At 72.6% G+C, this 15,452-nt stretch carries 13 protein-coding genes; 4 read left to right on the top strand and 9 right to left on the bottom strand.

The genetic code is table 11. The annotated features are described in order from the left end of the window. The first annotated feature begins 53 nt into the window (after positions 1-53). On the top strand, positions 54-521 hold the full coding sequence (locus LQ326_RS40405; RefSeq protein ID WP_234544059.1) for a GtrA family protein: 468 nt from the start codon (positions 54-56) through the stop codon (positions 519-521). 44 nt (positions 522-565) lie between these two features. Here the strand turns inward: LQ326_RS40405 and LQ326_RS40400 are convergent, their stop codons facing one another. Together LQ326_RS40400 and LQ326_RS40395 are read right to left on the bottom strand one after the other, a co-directional pair. Next, on the bottom strand, positions 566-1,399 hold the full coding sequence (locus tag LQ326_RS40400) for an ABC transporter ATP-binding protein (protein ID WP_234544078.1): 834 nt from the start codon (positions 1,397-1,399) through the stop codon (positions 566-568). A 22-nt stretch (positions 1,400-1,421) separates the two neighbouring features. After that, positions 1,422-2,339, bottom strand: a complete 918-nt coding sequence (locus LQ326_RS40395; RefSeq protein WP_234544058.1) for an ABC transporter permease — start codon at positions 2,337-2,339, stop codon at positions 1,422-1,424. A gap of 368 nt (positions 2,340-2,707) precedes the next feature. On the opposite strand from LQ326_RS40395, the gene LQ326_RS40390 reads away from it, so the two are divergent. Then, complete coding sequence (locus tag LQ326_RS40390) at positions 2,708-3,334, top strand: TetR/AcrR family transcriptional regulator (protein ID WP_234544057.1); 627 nt, start codon at positions 2,708-2,710, stop codon at positions 3,332-3,334. A 34-nt stretch (positions 3,335-3,368) separates the two neighbouring features. On the opposite strand, the gene LQ326_RS40385 is transcribed toward LQ326_RS40390, so the two are convergent. The 3 genes from LQ326_RS40385 to LQ326_RS40370 form a co-directional block, all read right to left on the bottom strand. After that, positions 3,369-4,562: an RNA-guided endonuclease InsQ/TnpB family protein gene (locus LQ326_RS40385; protein ID WP_234544056.1), complete on the bottom strand. Its 1,194-nt coding sequence runs from the start codon at positions 4,560-4,562 to the stop codon at positions 3,369-3,371. A 466-nt stretch (positions 4,563-5,028) separates the two neighbouring features. Beyond that, positions 5,029-6,009: a UDP-glucose 4-epimerase GalE gene (galE, locus tag LQ326_RS40375; protein WP_234544055.1), complete on the bottom strand. Its 981-nt coding sequence runs from the start codon at positions 6,007-6,009 to the stop codon at positions 5,029-5,031. A gap of 39 nt (positions 6,010-6,048) precedes the next feature. Further along, positions 6,049-7,296 (bottom strand): glycosyltransferase 87 family protein, encoded by a 1,248-nt coding sequence (locus tag LQ326_RS40370; protein WP_234544077.1) that lies wholly within the window; start codon positions 7,294-7,296, stop codon positions 6,049-6,051. A 391-nt stretch (positions 7,297-7,687) separates the two neighbouring features. On the opposite strand from LQ326_RS40370, the gene LQ326_RS40365 reads away from it, so the two are divergent. After that, positions 7,688-9,217 (top strand): glycosyltransferase family 39 protein, encoded by a 1,530-nt coding sequence (locus LQ326_RS40365; protein ID WP_308402132.1) that lies wholly within the window; start codon positions 7,688-7,690, stop codon positions 9,215-9,217. A 105-nt stretch (positions 9,218-9,322) separates the two neighbouring features. Here LQ326_RS40365 and LQ326_RS40360 read toward each other — a convergent pair whose 3' ends face one another. Continuing rightward, positions 9,323-9,811 carry a MarR family winged helix-turn-helix transcriptional regulator gene (locus tag LQ326_RS40360; protein WP_234544054.1) on the bottom strand — a complete coding sequence of 163 codons (489 nt, stop codon included), beginning with the start codon at positions 9,809-9,811 and terminating at the stop codon, positions 9,323-9,325. 135 nt (positions 9,812-9,946) lie between these two features. Here LQ326_RS40360 and LQ326_RS40355 point away from each other — a divergent pair, with 135 nt between their 5' ends. Beyond that, positions 9,947-10,363, top strand: a complete 417-nt coding sequence (locus LQ326_RS40355; protein ID WP_234544053.1) for an organic hydroperoxide resistance protein — start codon at positions 9,947-9,949, stop codon at positions 10,361-10,363. On the opposite strand, the gene LQ326_RS40350 is transcribed toward LQ326_RS40355, so the two are convergent. The 3 genes from LQ326_RS40350 to LQ326_RS40340 form a co-directional block, all read right to left on the bottom strand. Further along, the gene (locus tag LQ326_RS40350) at positions 10,353-11,810 is read right to left on the bottom strand and encodes a hypothetical protein (RefSeq protein ID WP_234544052.1); all 1,458 of its coding nucleotides are present in this window, start codon (positions 11,808-11,810) and stop codon (positions 10,353-10,355) included. The genes LQ326_RS40355 and LQ326_RS40350 overlap by 11 nt on opposite strands. 72 nt (positions 11,811-11,882) lie before the next feature. Further along, positions 11,883-13,223, bottom strand: a complete 1,341-nt coding sequence (locus LQ326_RS40345) for a hypothetical protein (RefSeq protein ID WP_234544051.1) — start codon at positions 13,221-13,223, stop codon at positions 11,883-11,885. Then, positions 13,220-15,451: a bifunctional glycosyltransferase/CDP-glycerol:glycerophosphate glycerophosphotransferase gene (locus LQ326_RS40340; protein WP_234544050.1), complete on the bottom strand. Its 2,232-nt coding sequence runs from the start codon at positions 15,449-15,451 to the stop codon at positions 13,220-13,222. The genes LQ326_RS40345 and LQ326_RS40340 overlap by 4 nt, the downstream gene beginning before the upstream one ends. Between the last annotated feature and the right edge of the window lies 1 nt (position 15,452).

Raw genomic sequence — 15,452 nt, 5'->3', positions numbered from 1 at the left:
CGTGGAATTTACCGTTTCCTGCTAATCGGGGCGTCTCGGATATGGTCTGCCGTGTGACAGTTCAACTCGCGGTGGGGCGGCCGGTCCCGCAGGTCGTGCTCGAAGTCGTGAAATTCGGGGTCGTCGGCGGCAGCGGTGTCCTCGTCAATTTCCTGCTCTTCAACCTGCTGCTGAGCGGCCTGCGTTGGCCGGCCATGACCGCCACAGTGGCGGCCAGCTGCCTGGCGATGGCGACCAATTACGCGGGCTTCCGGTTTTTCGCCTATCGGGACCGGGCCTCGCGCACACGACAGCAGATCGCACTTTTCTTCGTGTTCAGCGGCCTGGGTGTCGGGCTGGAAAGCGGTCTGTTCTACGCCGGCTATCACGGCCTCGGCCTCGACGGCCCGCTGGAATCCAACGTGGCGAAGGCCCTGTCGATCGTGCTCGCCTCCGCCTTCCGTTTCCTCGTCTACCGGACGTGGGTGTTCCAGACGGACGCGAGCCGCGCCGTCGGGCAACGGCGCGGCTCGCGGTCGTAGAACTCTGCGGGACTCTCTCCTGAGGCTGCTTCGGGAACGCCGCTTCAGGAAGGCTGGGCGGCCTTCGGCTTCGCCTTGTCGGACTTGTCGCCGGTGAAGGCCTCGTACTCCGCGAGGACGTCCTCGGTCGGCCCGTCCATGCGCAGCACCCCGCGCTCCAGCCAGAGCACCCGCTCGCAGGTGTCGCGGATGGACTTGTTGTTGTGGCTGACGAGGAACACCGTGCCCGCACGCTCCCGCAGCTCGCGGATGCGCTCCTCGGACCGCATGCGGAAGGACGCGTCGCCGGTGGCCAGGGCCTCGTCGATGAGGAGGACGTCGTGGTCCTTGGCGGCGGCGATGGAGAACCGCAGCCGGGCGCCCATGCCGGAGGAGTAGGTGCGCATCGGGAGGGTGATGAAGTCGCCCTTCTCGTTGATGCCGGAGAAGTCGACGATGTCCTGGTAGCGCTCCTTGATCTCCTCGCGGGACATGCCCATGGCGAGGCCACCGAGGTAGACGTTCTTCTCGCCGGTCAGGTCGCCCATCAGGGCGGCGTTGACGCCGAGGAGGGAGGGCTGGCCGTCGGTGTAGATGGCGCCGTTCTCCACCGGGAGGAGGCCGGCGACGGCCTTGAGCAGGGTGGACTTGCCGGAGCCGTTGGTGCCGATGAGGCCGATCGCCTCACCCTTGTAGGCGACGAAGGAGACGTTCTTGACGGCGTGCACCGTGCGGACACCGGACGCCTTCTCGGTCTGCTTGCGGCGCAGCATGCGGTTGAGGGCGGCGGTGGCGGAGCCGCGTCCGGCGCCGGTGCCGTTGACCCGGTAGACGATGTCGACGCGGTCGGCGACGACGGTGGGGATGCGGGGGTCGTTTCCGACGCGCGTGTCGCTCATGCTGGGGGTGTCGCTCACGTTCTCAGCCACGGCCGTACGTCTCCTCAGCCTTCCAGAAGTAGATGAACCCGCCGACGCCGAAGAGCAGGGCCCAGCCGGTCGCGACGATCCACACGTGCGGCGGCAACTGGCTGGAGTGGAAGCTGTCGATCAGGGCGTAGCGCATCAGGTCGATGTAGACGGCGGCCGGGTTGTCCTTGAGTACCGGGTTCACCCAGCTCGGCAGACCGTGGTGGTTCTTGGTCAGCTTGTCGATGCTCCACATGACGCCGGAGATGTACATCCAGGTGCGCAGCACGAACGGCATCAGCTGGGCGATGTCCGGGGTCTTGGCACCCCACCGGGCCATGATCATCGCAAAGCCGGCGTTGAAGGTGAACTGCAGGATCAGCACGGGAATCGCGAGCAGCCAGGAGGCGGCCACCGGAACCCCGAAGCAGAGCAGGATGACGACCAGGGCGGCCATGGAGAACAGCAGCTGCTGGAGCTGCTGGAGGCAGAAGGAGATGGGCAGCGCCGCCCGCGGGAAGTGCAGGGCGCGGACGAGACCCAGGTTGCCGGCGATCGCGCGGGTGCCGACCATGATCGAGCTCTGCGTGAACGTCCAGATGAACACGCCCGTGACCAGGAACGGGATGTAGTCCGGTACGCCACGCTTGGTGCCGAGCAGCACACCGAAGATGAAGAAGTACACCGCGGCGTTCAGCAGCGGGGTCATGACCTGCCAGACCTGGCCGAGCTTCGCCTGGGCGTACTGGGCGGTGAGCTTGGCGGTGGCGAACGCGGTGATGAAGTGCCGTCGCGCCCACAGTTGGCGGATGTACTGGGGCAGGGAAGGACGGGCGCCGCTGACCGAGAGTCCGTGCCGGGCGGCGAGCGCCGCGAGGTCGTCCTCGGCCGTGACCGGGGCCGGGGGCGGTGTGTGGAGAACCTGGGTCACATCCGCTGCTTTCACTCGGGGGGTGGGGGTGCGGCGTCCGGCTGGGCGCCGGGCCCGTCATCCGAAGTTTCCTTACGCTTCTCTTCACGTTTTCTTACGTCGGGACGGAACCGTATCGTCGCAACGGGAGCGTAGGCGGAGTCGGCGTCGGAACGCAACCGTTTCGTCGTCACGGACGGATGTGCGCCGTAACACGTTCGAGGTCGGGGCGCGACCGATTCGTTGCGCTGCGGTATGGGCACGCGTTCGGTACGGCGGTGAGCTGGGGCGCGTTCAGCGCGCCCGCGCTGCGGCGTTCGAGTGGCGGATCCGCGTCGGGACGTCGTCGGAACGCAACCGTTTCGTCGTTACGCGCCTATGCTGGGGCCATGACGACGAACGCCGAGGAGCCCCAGACGCGTCCGCGCCGACGAGCCCCCGCCGGGGCGGCCGTCCTCCGCGAGGACGTGACCGAGGCCATCCGGGCGGCCGTCTTCGAGGAGCTCGCGGCGGTCGGGTATGCCCGGATGTCCATCGAGGGCATCGCGCGCCGCGCGGGCGTCGGCAAGACCGCCGTCTACCGCCGCTGGCGTTCCAAGCTGCACCTGGTCCTCGACGTCGTCTCCGCCCTCGCCGTGATGGGCCTGCCGGTGCCCGACACCGGCTCCCTGGAGGGCGACCTGCGGCTGCTCTACGAGGTCACCTCCCGCGCGCTGCGCCACCCGGTCGCCTCGCAGATCATCCCGGACCTCCAGGCCGAGGCGGCCCGCAACCCCGACATCGCCGAGGCCATGCAGAAGACGCTGCGCGAGGGCCAGGAGGGCGTCGCCAGCAAGATCATCGAGGCGGCGCAGCGGCGTGGCGAACTCGCCGAGGGCCTCGACGACGACCTGGCCATGGACCTCATCTCCGGCCCGCTGTACTGGCGCTCGGTGGTGATCCGCACCCCGAAGCTGCCCAAGGGCTATCTGGCGGCGCTGGCCCGCGGGACCACGGAGGCGCTCAAGGCGCTTTGAGTCCTCCCCTCCTTGAAGGGAGGGGATTCCTGGCTCAGGCCGCCTCCTGGAGCAGCGCTCCAGGAGGTCTTGCGCCATCGGCACCAGCCGGGTTGAGACCAGCCCGGACGAGCATCACTTGTGCGGAGTTCTTGTCCCGTGGTGACACGGCACTGCACACGGTGCAGGTGTAGGTGCGTTCACCCAGCGGCAGTGCGTGCTTGGCTCTCGCTCCGCAGTGCGCGCAGTCCATCGTGGTGTACGCGGGGTGTACGAGGCGGATGTCCCGCCCGTGCTTGCGGCCCATCTCGATCAGGGCCGTCCTGGTGGCGCCGATCGCGGCGTCAGCGGCCTTACGGGCCATGGTGGTCCTGGCCAGGAACTTCGGCCTGAAGTCCTCGACGGCGACAGCGTCATGGTCGCGCACGACCTTCTTGGCCCACTTACGGCCAGTGTCCTCTCGCTGCCGGGCGACCTTCTTGTACGCCTTCGCGCGCAGCCTCTTCGCCTCGCGGTAGCCCTTGGAGGCGGGCTGCCCCTTCTTCGGTCTGCGGCGGGCCATCATCCGGTCGTACCGGGTCAGCTTCGCCTGCGCCTTCCTGCCGTGCCCGGCGTGCGGCAGGTCGTGGTCGTCGGACGTGGTGGTGGCGGTCTCCTTCACGCCCCAGTCCACGCCGACCACACGGCCGGTCTCCGGCAGCGGCTGCGCCTGGGCGGGGACGACGAACGAGGCATACCAGTGCCCGGGGCTGTCCTGGTACACGCGCACCGAGGACGGCTCGGCCGGCAACTCCCGCGACCACACCACCGTCACCACGATGCCGCCCGCCAGATGCAGACGGCCGTCCTTCAGCCGAAAGCCGCGCTGGGTGTAGTTGAGGCTCGCCAGTGCATCGCGCTTCTTCTTGTGCCCGGGCATCCCGGCCCGGCGCGCCATCGGCAACCGCCCCCGGATGTCCTTGTGCGCCTTGGCGCGGGAGCGGCCGAAATCGCGGATGATCTGCTGCTGGGGAACGGACGCGCCCGCCCGCAGCCACGGTGTGCGAGTTCGGGCCTCGGTCAGCATCCTGTCGAGCTGCGCCGGGCCGCACGTGGCCTGCTGGCCGGTGGCCCTGTTGTGCAGGTGTACGGCCCTGGACTTGGCGACGCATTCGTTCCAGACCCAGCGGCAACGGGCCCACTCCGCCGCCAGGGCAGTACGGGCGGCGGACGACACGCGCAGCCGGTAGGTGTACCGGGCATGGCCCATGCCGTCAGTCCCCACCGCTTCCGTCACGCCGACACACCCCGTTCCCGTCGCTTGTCCCTCACGACCATACGAGCGAGATTCGCACACTCACTCCTGACTCCCCTCATAGTCAGCCCTACCAGCGAACACGGGTACACGCGTTCGCCTTCACTCGGCGCTGCCGGGCCAGCGCGGTGAACACCGGGGCCTCCTCGCAAGACACCAGGCTGGGCCAGCGCCATTAGGTCCACCACACTCGCAGCACCCGGTCGCCGAAGCCTGGCAGGGCCGCACGGCGCCGTTGAACTCGGTCGTGAGGCCGGGGTGCCGGGCGGGGGCGAGAACGGTGGCCCACCGGCCCCGGTGGCCAGGGTGGACCGCCGCCGGCGTTTCCCGGTACGGCGGCCGCCGGGTCGTCTCCGGCCAGGGCCACCCGCAGCAGCTCGTGCAGGATCGCGGAGGCAGGGCGTTCCCGCAGGGTACGGGGTCAGCCTCGGGCCGCCTCCGGGTGCAGGCGTACCCAGCCCTCCCAGGCCGAGGCGATCATGTCCTGGACGTCGTGTCCGGCCTTCCAGCCGAGTTCGGTGGTGATGCGGTCGGCGGAGGCGACCACGCTGGCCGGGTCGCCGGGGCGGCGCGGGGCGACGGCCGGGGGGAGGTCGTAGCCGGTGACCGCGTTGATGAGATCGATCATCTCGCGGACCGAGACGCCCTCGCCCCGCCCGATGTTCAGGGTCAGCTCGCGGCCCGGCCCGGCCTGGAGGGCGCGGGCGGCGGCCACATGCGCCTCGGCCAGGTCCACCACGTGGATGTAGTCACGGACGCAGGTGCCGTCCGGGGTCGCGTAGTCGTCGCCGAAGATGCGCGGCGGCGCGTTCTCCGTGAGCTTCTCGAAGACCATCGGGACGAGGTTGTACACGCCCACGTCGGCGAGCTCGGGGCGGGCCGCGCCGGCCACGTTGAAGTAGCGGAGCGAGGCCGTGGCGAGACCGGTGGCCCGGCCCGTCGCGCGGACCAGCCACTCACCCGCGAGCTTCGTCTCGCCGTACGGCGACATCGGCACGCACGGCGTCTCCTCCGTCACCAGGCCGACGTCCGGCATGCCGTAGACGGCGGCGGACGAGGAGAACACGAAGGACGCGACCCGCGCCTCCGTCACGGCCTGCAGCAGCACCCGCAGGCCTTCGACGTTCTCGTGGTAGTAGTGCAGCGGGCGCTCCACCGACTCGCCGACCTGCTTCTTCGCCGCCAGGTGCACCACCCCGGTCACCTCGTGCTCGGCCAGCACGCGCGCGACCTTCTCACCGTCGAGCGTGGAGCCCGTCACCAGGGGCACGTCCTCGGGCAGGCGCTCGGCGATCCCGGTGGACAGGTCGTCGAACACCACCGTCCGCTCGCCCGCCTCCGTCATCGCGCGTACGACATGCGCCCCGATGTAACCGGCGCCGCCGGTGATCAGCCAGGTCATGTGTGGCCGTCCCCTTCGTGAGTTGGCCGAGGTGTTTCGTCAGCCGCCGTCACCCCTCAGTGAAGCAGGTGCCGCCGACATCCGCGGACGGTCGGCCCGGCCCACCGCGGCCCGGCCCACCGCGGCCCGGCCCACCGCGGCCGGGCGGACCCGTGCCGTGCTCTCGCGGCGGCGGGTGGCCCGCCACAGGCGGGTCAGGGAGAGCACGGCGGCGGTGGCCAGCAGGCCGTTGCGGGCGAGCATCAGCAGACAGCCGGTCCAGGTGCACCGGACGACCTCGGTGTAGAACGCGGGGTAGGCGACGGCACTGAGCGCGGTCGCCGCCACGATCAGCGCGGCGACCGGACGCTGGGTGGTGTGCCGTGAGGACAGGCAGACCGCGGCCAGGCCGAGCAGCCAGATCATGTATTGCGGGCTGATCACCCGGCTGGTGACGGTGAAGAGGAGTACGGCGCTGAGGGCCGCGTCGTACGGGGTGGCCGGGCTCCAGTGCCGGGCCCGCACCCGCCACAGCAGCAGCAGCGCGAAGGCGGCCGCGGTGAGCGCGAGGGAGACGGTCGCGACCGCGCGCACGTGCGGACCGACCAGTTCGATGGCGCCGTACTGGTAGCGGGTCCTGCCCGGCCAGCCGGCGTGCCGTGCGAGGCTGAGCGCGGTACCGCCGAGCGACTCCACCTGCACGCCCCGGCCGCCCTGCTGACGGAGAAAGGCCAGCGGGTTGCGGAACGACCCCACGAAGGCGGCGAGGGTGACGGTCCCGGTCAGGGCCGCGGACAGCCAGGCCGTACGGGTCGGACGCCCGCGCTCCAGGCCCAGCAGCACCAGCGCCGGCCACACCTTCACCAGCGCGCCCAGCGCCGCGAGCGCACCGCACGCGCGCGTGGAGCGCGACAGCGCCAGCAGGGAGAGCACGGCGAAGGCGGTGACCTCCACGTCGTAGCGGGCGAGCGGGAGGTGCAGCAGCAGGGGCAGGCCGCCGGTCCACAAGGCCGCGCCGAGCAGGGTGCGGCCGGAGCGCGTGCCCGCGCGGGCGAGCGCCGCCGTGATCAGCGCGTCGGTGGCCAGGGTGAGCGCCACGAACGCCTGGAAGTAGCTGAGCCCGGGCACCAGCCCCGGCGCGAGCAGCACCGCGCCGGCGCCCGGCGGGTACTGCCACAACGTGTCGTGCGCCGGGAACGCGCCGTGCGACAGGACGCCGTACCAGTGGAAGTACAGCCGCCACACTTCGCGCGCGACCGCTCCGTGACCCAGGGGCCGCTCGTTGTTGTGGGCGAGGAGCCACAGCATCAGCGTGCGCGTGGCGGCCCAGGCGACGGCGAGGCAGAGGAGACGGGGAAGGCCGGGCGGACGGCGGAGCCGGGAGAGCCGGAAGGGCCGGAAGAGCCGGGGGAGTCGAACAGGGGAGGCGAACGGAACACGTGGAGGCGGGGTGTACGGGTGGCGGTTCATCGACCGCGAGCGTAAGCCGCGTGGATGGTGTATCCATGCCGATACGCCGTCATTACCCGGCAAAGGTTGGCTAATCGCAAAAGATCGGGCCGTGGTGACTATCGGGCCTCTGGTAAAAACACATCCGCGCACGACGCGAACAGCGGAAGACGGCCGGCCGGCTCCAGGGAGCCGGCCGTGTCCGCTGGGCTGCCCGCCCCGGTGGGCGGGGGCCGCCCGGGTCCTCGCCGTGGCCGTCCCGGCCGCGGCGATGCTCGCGGTCGGGTTCTGGGGGCTGCACCGCGGCGGCATGTGGCGCGACGAGGCCGTCACCTACCAGGTCGCCCGGCGCACGGTGCCGCAGATCTGGCGGCTGCTGCACGGCGTGGACGCGGTGCACGGCCTGTACTACCTGCTGATGCACGTCGTCCTCGCCGCCGACCCCGGCCACCCCGGCGAGGTCGTCCTCCGGCTGCCCTCGGTGTGCGCGGCGGCCGTCACCGCCGGCCTGGTGGCCGTCCTCGGCACCCGCCTGGCCCGGCCGCGGGTCGGCCTGTGGGCCGGGCTGCTCTACGCGGTCACCCCGCTGGTCGGTCACTACGCGCAGGAGGGCCGCTCGTACGCCCTGGTCGCCGCAGGGGCCACCGGAGCGACGCTGCTCTTCGTCCGGGCGGTGCGGGAAGCGGGGCGGCGGGCCTGGTGGTGGTACGGCGCCGTCCTCGGAGTCACCTGCTGGCTGCACGAGTTCGCCGTCCTGCTGCTGCTCGCGCACGCGGGAACGCTGGCGCTGGCCCGTTCGTCGGGAAAGGTGTGGCGGGGGTGGGGCTGCGCGGCCGGGGGCGTGGCGCTGTCGCTGCTGCCGATGGTCGTGGTCTCGCACGGGCAGTCGGCCCAGGTGGCCTGGTTGCGGGAGCCGGACGTGGAGACCGCGCAGGAGTTGCTGCGCCAGTACCTCGGACCGACCGACGGGGTGTACTGGACGTGCCTGGCGCTCGGGCTGCTCGGACTGACGCGGCTGGTGGGCCGGCGCGGCGAGGTGACGCTCGCGGCGGTCGCGCTGCCGCTCGCGGTGCTGCCGCCGGTGGCGCTGATGCTGGCCTCACAGCTCACCCCGCTGTACGTCGACCGGTACGTGCTGTACGCGCTCGCCGGGGCGCCGTTGCTGGTGGCACTCGGCGCGGACCGGGTCGCCGGGCTGCTCGGCCGGCTCTGGTCGCGTGCCGTGGCGCCCGTGCCCCGCTCGGCCGCGCTCACCCTGGCCGGGGTCCTGGCGATTCTCCTCGCCTTCGCCCACCAGGTCCCGCTGCTGCGGGCGGACCGGCTGCCGGGGACCCGTGCCGACAACCTCGGGGCGGTGGCGGCGGCCGTCGCTCGGGCGCTGCGGCCCGGTGACCCCGTGCTGTTCCTGCCGGCTCACGCGCGCGGGGCGGAGCTCGCGTATCCGGCCGGCTTCACGGCCACGAGGGACGTCGCACTGGCCGAGCCGGGGCCGGAGTCGGGGACGCTGTACGGGCGGGAGGTGGGGGCGGGGACGCTGCGGCGGCGGCTCGCTGGGGCGGACGAGGTGTGGGCGGTGGTGGAGAAGTACGCGATGGGCGGGTACCGGCCGCGGCTGGCTACGGAGCGGGCCAAGCTGGAGGTGTTGAACCAGCAGTTCGTGCTTCGGGAGGAGACGGTGATCGACCGGGTCGCGCTGCGGTTGTACGTGCGCCCGATTCGGGTGGGCTCGGAGGAGTCCGGGCTGCGGGTCGACGGGGGCCGGCCGCGCCCACGCGGGTAGCCGCACGCCGGCTACAGCCCCGCGCTCCTGAGAGCCACCGGCTACACCCCCGTGCCCCTGAGAGCCGGTAGAAAGGGAGTGCTTCCCAGGGCCCCCGGCCCCCTTTCAGTAGGAACCCTCCCGCAGCGCCGCCGCGTCCAACTTCCCCGTCAGCTGGTCCAGCCGCTCCTTCAGGTCCCGGATCTCCTCCAGGTCGAAGCCCGTCGCCGCCGCGATCCGCCGCGGCACCTGGACGGCCCGCTCCCGCAGCGCGGCCCCCTCCTCCGTCAGCCGTACCTCCACCGAGCGTTCGTCCCGGGCGCTGCGCTCGCGGTGCACCAGGCCCGCCGCCTCCAGCCGTTTGAGCAGCGGCGACAGGGTGCCGGAGTCCAGGCGCAGATGTTCGCCGAGCTTCTTGACCGGCAGGTCGCCCTGTTCCCACAGCACCAGCATCACCAGGTACTGCGGGTAGGTGAGCCCCAGGTCCTTGAGGATCACGCGGTAGACGCCGTTGAAGGCGCGGGACGCGGCATGCAGGGAGAAGCAGATCTGGCGGTCCAGGTGGAGCCACTCCGCGTCGGGGACGGGGCTGGGGGTCGGGGTCGTCGCGGTCATGGCTCAAGCGTAGCGCTCGCGAGTCATTTAGTTGTGCACAATTTAATTGTGTGCTCTACTTGGGGTCGTGAAGGCGGCCGGAACGGAGCCGCCGGAACGCCGACGCATCGAGCACTTCGAGAGGGATGGTCTTCCATGGACGCGCTCTACACCGCAGCCGCCACCGCCACCGGCCGGGAAGGACGGGCGGTCAGCTCGGACGGGCAGCTGGACCTCGCGCTGGCCTTCCCGCCCGCGCTGGGCGGCAACGGCCAGGGCACCAACCCCGAGCAGCTCTTCGCCGCCGGTTACGCCGCCTGTTTCGCCAGCGCCCTCGGTGCCATCGGCCGCCAGGCCAAGGTCGACACCGGCGAGATCTCCGTGACCGCCGAGGTCGGCATCGGCAAGGACGAGTCCGACGGCGGCTTCGCGCTCAAGGTCACCCTGCGCGTCGAGCTTCCCGAGGCGCTCGCCGACGAGACCGGCGAGAAGCTGGTCCACCAGGCCCACGCCTACTGCCCCTACTCCAAGGCCACCCGGGGCAACATCCCGGTCGAGCTCGTCATCGAGTAACCGGCGGTACCGGGGGAGTGTGCCCCGTCCGGGTGAGCCGCGCGAGCACCTCCCCGGTTCGCCGGCTCCAGTCCACGACCACCGCCTCCGCGGGCAGCCGCTCCTGCCGCGTCAGCAGCAGCCAGCGCACCCGGGGGCGGTGGGCGTGGCCGTCGGCCAGCTCGATGCCGTACCCGGGGAGCAGCCGGACGGCGTAGTACGCGTCCGTGATCACCGGTTCCCCCGGGCCGATGTGCCGGGCCGCCCAGTCGTACGACGGCCAGCGCGGCGGCTGGAGGAAGCCGACCGGGTCCACCGAGCGGGGTACCACCGCCCCGGCCTGCGCGGCCAGAAAGCCCAGGCAGACCCCGCCGGCCGCGGCCCAGCCGAGCGCCCGCCGCGGACCGGACCAGGGCCGCCGCGCCGCCAGTTCCACGGCGAGCGCGCACTGCGGCGCCAGCAGAACGAGCCCGAGCACTCCGACCAGCCGGCCGCACGCCAGTACCAGGCACTCCAGAACGAACAGCAGCACGAGCGGATCACCCCAGGCCGCGCGCCCCGCCGCGCTCCGCGGGGCAGGCCCGGCCGCCCGCCGCGCCCGCAGCCACAGCGCCGGGAGCCCGAGCAGGGCCAGCCAGCACCGGGCGGCCAGCCCGTCGTACGACGTGTACGGCCCGTACGGCGACGGCGAGAGCACGCGCGCGTGCGTCCCGAAGGCGAGGACGGCCGCCGCCACCGCGCACAGCAGTGCCCACCGCCCCCACACCGCTCCCCGCCACCCCCGCTGCCACCCCGCCGCGAACGCCACAGCCCCGGCCGCCGCGCCCGCCCCCGTCACCGGGTCGACCAGGGCCACCGCCCCGTACAGCAGCCCGAGCGCCGCGTATCCGGACAGGCTGCGCAGGCCGCTCGGGCCGACATAGCGCACCCGGCGCAGGTCGCGGGCGCGGGCGCCGGTCAGGGCCCAGGCCCAGAAGGTGAGCCCGAGGGCGAACGCGGACGGGTAACCGAGGCTGCCGGTCAGCGGCAGCAGGGCCAGCGAGCCCCCGCCCCACGCCGGCCGGGTGCCCCACAGCACGGACACGAAGGCCAGCGCCAGCACCGGTGCCCACGGGCGCGGGGTCAGGACGCGGACCAGCCGGCCGAGGCCCGTCAGCAGCACCAGCAGGTTCAGCGGGCCGCACACCCGCAGCAGCTGCCATCCGGAGAGTCCGGTCAGCCGCGCCAGCGCCCCCTGCGCCAGCACATACGGTGAGACGGCCGGGTCCGGCAGGCCCGCCCGCAGCCGGGCCACCGCCGCCGCGTGCAGTCCGGCCTCGCAGCACGGCGGCACCCGCCAGTACGCCAGGGTCATCAGCAGCCAGAACAGCAGGCCGAAGGCCTGGTACGGAGTGAGCCTGCGGACCTGGCCGCCGCGCAGGGCGGTGGAGCCACGCGTGGCGCGCCGGAGCAGGGCGCCGGTGCTCACTGGAGGAAACGGGCAGGGCGGACCATTTGTCCAGTGTTCCCGCGCGTCCCGACGGCGTTGCCGTCCATCACCTCATCGAGTGACGCCGACCGCCCTGGGTGACCCCTGGGCGGGAACCTGGACCGGCCGGTGCGCCAGCGGTTCGAGGAGCAGGGGCACGCCCACCACCGGCAGCAGCCAGGCCAGCACGATCAGCCGGTCGCCTCCGATGGTGATGTCGGGGTGCCCGGCCTGGGTGAGGATGCCGGTGCCGGCGGCCGCCAGCAGGAAGACGCCGAAGGCGGGCCGCCGTCGCGCTCCCCACGCCCCCGCGGCCAGCGCTGCCGGGAACAGCGGCGCCAGCAGCTGCCGGCGCAGCCACTCCACCCAGAAGTCGGACTCCAGATGGAGGAACTCCCGCCACGGGTGGGCCCGGTCGGGGTGGGTGTAGTGGCCGGTCAGCAGGTCCTGCACGCTCTCCGTCTCGGACGGGTAGCGCAGCAGCCGGGCGAGGAGCAGGGTGCCGGCCACCGCCGCGCATGCCACCGCCGCGATCGTGGCCACCGCGCGCCCGGGGCGCCGCCCGTGCCGGTGCCGCCACAGCGCGACCACCGCGGCGGCCGCGGCCAGGCACCCGCCGAGAAAGAGCGCCTGCGAATGCTTCACGGCGACCAGCGCGACCAGCGCGCCCGCCACCAGCCCCGTCCCCGCCCGCGCCGTGCGCGCCGTGCGCGCCGCCCGTGCGGTCGGCCCCGTCCCCTCTCTGCTGTGCGTCCCGGCCCGCCCGGTCAGGGCCAGCGCGCAGCCCCACACCGCCGTCAGGGTCAGGGCCAGCATCAGCCCCTCCGCCATCGGCCGCATCGCGGTCGTGCCGACCGGCAGGACGTAGTACAGAACCTGCCCGGTGAGCGCGAGCGGCACGGGTACCGACACCGTCCGCAGCACCAGGAAGACCAGCACCCCGCCCGCGCCCGCGACCAGCACACTCGCCAGCCACACCCCCCACGTCACCCCGAACACGGTGACGAACGGCAGCAGGAACACCGGATAGCCCGGCCGCACCTCGAAGATCCGCCGCAGCCGGGGACCCACGAACGGCACGATGTGCCCGTCCGTCTGCGCGCCCCCGGCCCACAACCGCCGCTCCACCCGCCGCAGTTCACCGGTCCGGCAGTCCGCGGACACCCGGCCCGCCGGACTCGGCGCGTGGAAGCGCAGCACGTCCACGCGCTGCGCGCGCTCCGCCGCCGACGCGTCGCCGGCGCACACCCAGTCCACCGTCTCGGCGGCCGCCGCCCGCTTGCCCGCCCCGCCCAGCGCCAGCGCGTACGACACGTAGTTCTTGGAGTCGGGCGTGTCCCGGCCGGTGACGTTCGCCAGTTGCAGCACCGCGAAGACGGCGGCCAGCACCAGCACCCAGGTGCGCGGTCTCACGTCGTCACCGACAGGTCACGGGACCCGGCCGGACCGGGCACCCGGGCCGGCGGCGGCATCGGCTCGCCCAGCAGCAGCGTCCGTACGACCCGTTCGGCGGCCCTGCCGTCGTCGAACTCGCAGAACCGGGACCGGAAGTGGGCCCGCAGCAGTGCCGACTCCTCGTCCCGCCAGGCGCCCGAGGCGAACAGCCACGCCAACTCGCGGTAGGTGCGGGAGACATGACCGGGCGCCTCGGCGGTGATGTCGAGATAGGCGCCCCGGCTCGCGGTGTACGCGGCCCAGTCGTCCGCGTGCACGACGATCGGCCGGTCCAGGTTGGCGTAGTCGAACATGAGGGAGGAGTAGTCGGTGACCAGGGCGTCCGAGGCGAGCATGACGTCCTCGGCGTGCGGTTCGCCGGTCGCGTCGACCAGGACACCGCGCCGGTGCAGCTCGGCCAGGCCCATCCCGCGCGCCGGACCGGTCGCGAGGGCCGGATGCAGGCGGACCACCAGCGTGTGCCCCGCGCCGAGGTCGGCGGCGAACCGGGCCAGGTCGATCCGGTCGACGTGCCCGCCCCGGACGTAGTCGCGGCGGGTCGGCGCGTACAGCACCACCGTGTGGCCGGCCGGAATGCCGTGCCGGGTCCGGAAGTCCGTCGGGCCGCCGGTGACCAGGACGTCGTTGCGCGGGCTGCCCGTGCGGGCCGACGCGAAGTGGCAGGGGTAGGCCCGCTCCCACACCAGTTCCGAGTGGCGGTTGGCGACCAGACTGTGGTCCCAGCGGTCGGCCCTGCGCAGCATCTGCGGCACGTCGAAACCGAGCCGGGCGCCGGGCTTGCCGAGCAGGTCGGCGCCCAGGTACTTGAGCGGGGTGCCGCGGTGGGTGTGGATGTACACGCTGCCGGGCCGTTTCACCAGCGCGCCGGGCCAGTTGACGTCGTTGACGAAGAACTTCGCGCGGGCGGTCAGCCGCAGGTACTCCGGAGAGTCCAGCAGTACGTGCTCGACGTCGGCCGGGAGCTGTGCCGCCGCCTCCGCGTCCCGCACCACCCAGACGCCACGCAACCGGGGTGCGAGCTCCCGGGCCGCCCGGTACACGGCCGCCGGGTCGCCCCGCAGCCCCTGGTGCGAGGCCGCCGAGTACATGACCAGGTCCTCGTCCAGCGGGCGCAGGCCGCGCAGTCCGGTCAGTGCGCGCCGGGCCTGGGCACCCGCCGCCCGCCGCACCCGCAGGGCCTGCCTGCCGGCCGCCCGTCCGGCCCGCCCGGCCTCCTGTCGCAGCCGGTACGACGCGTAGGAGCCACCCAGCACACCCAGGTCACCGAGGTCACCGAGGTCACCGAGGCCGGCTGGGCCGGCTGGGCCGGTTCCCGCGGGCCGGAACGCCCGGTACAGCTCCGCCGTGCGCCGGAAGAACTCGCCCTTGGCGGCCGGCGGCAGCCGGTCCGGTTTGGCGAGGATGTCCAGGCAGTGCTCGCCCATCTTCCGGTGCAGGTACGGCCGCCAGCCGGCCAGTTCCGGGCGGGCGTCGACGAAGGCGAAGACCCGCTTGTACTGGTCGTGGACGTCGAAGTGCTTGCGGCTGGTGGTGGAGAGGATGTTGCCCTGCCGGCGCTGCCGGTAGTTGAGGCAGATCCGGTCGAGGGTGGCGATCCGGGCCGCGCTGAGCATGACCGGGAAGGTCCAGGGGGTGTCCTCGTAGTAGCCCGGCGGGAACCGGAAGCCGTTCTCCTCGACGAAGTCCCGGCGCTGGACCTTGTTCCACGCCACCATCAACAGGTCGAGGATCTCCGGGTGTTCGGCCGCCGTGAACACGTCCGCCGTGACTCCGAGCACCTCGGCGAGGGCGTTGCGCCGCGTCCCGCCCCACCAGTAGGTGCGGGCGTAGTCGAAGACCAGCACGTCCGGATCGCCGGTCTCCGCCAGCCGGTCGGTGATCGCGCGCAGCGCGCCCGGGGTGAGGGTGTCGTCGCTGTCGAGGAAGAGGAGGAAGTCACCGGTGGCGTGCGGGATGCCGGCGTTGCGGGCGCGGCCGAGGCCGACGTTCTCCGGCAGGTGCAGGACCTTCACCCGGGGGTCGCGGGCGGCGTACTCGTCGAGGATCGCGCCGCACCCGTCCGGGGAGCGGTCGTCGACGGCGATCACCTCGATGTCGTGGAAGGACTGCTCCAGGACCGAGTCGAGGCACTCACGGAGAAAGCCCTGCACCCTGAAACAGGGGACGATCACACTGAGTCGGGGCACG

The sequence above is a fragment of the Streptomyces shenzhenensis genome (assembly GCF_021462265.1).
Lineage (GTDB): Bacteria > Actinomycetota > Actinomycetes > Streptomycetales > Streptomycetaceae > Streptomyces > Streptomyces shenzhenensis.
Note: the sequence above shows the minus strand (reverse complement) of the source record. Positions and strands in the feature narration are given on the sequence as shown.

What these genes read in the sequence shown, in the direction of transcription:
- LQ326_RS40355 (WP_234544053.1), top strand. Translation starts at nt 9,947, where the DNA reads ATGGACGCGCTCTACACCGCAGCCGCCACCGCCACCGGCCGGGAAGGA.
- galE (WP_234544055.1), bottom strand. Translation starts at nt 6,009, where the DNA reads ATGACCTGGCTGATCACCGGCGGCGCCGGTTACATCGGGGCGCATGTC.
- LQ326_RS40360 (WP_234544054.1), bottom strand. Translation starts at nt 9,811, where the DNA reads ATGACCGCGACGACCCCGACCCCCAGCCCCGTCCCCGACGCGGAGTGG.
- LQ326_RS40385 (WP_234544056.1), bottom strand. Translation starts at nt 4,562, where the DNA reads ATGGGCCATGCCCGGTACACCTACCGGCTGCGCGTGTCGTCCGCCGCC.
- LQ326_RS40370 (WP_234544077.1), bottom strand. Translation starts at nt 7,296, where the DNA reads ATGCTGTGGCTCCTCGCCCACAACAACGAGCGGCCCCTGGGTCACGGA.
- LQ326_RS40400 (WP_234544078.1), bottom strand. Translation starts at nt 1,399, where the DNA reads ATGAGCGACACGCGCGTCGGAAACGACCCCCGCATCCCCACCGTCGTC.
- LQ326_RS40390 (WP_234544057.1), top strand. Translation starts at nt 2,708, where the DNA reads ATGACGACGAACGCCGAGGAGCCCCAGACGCGTCCGCGCCGACGAGCC.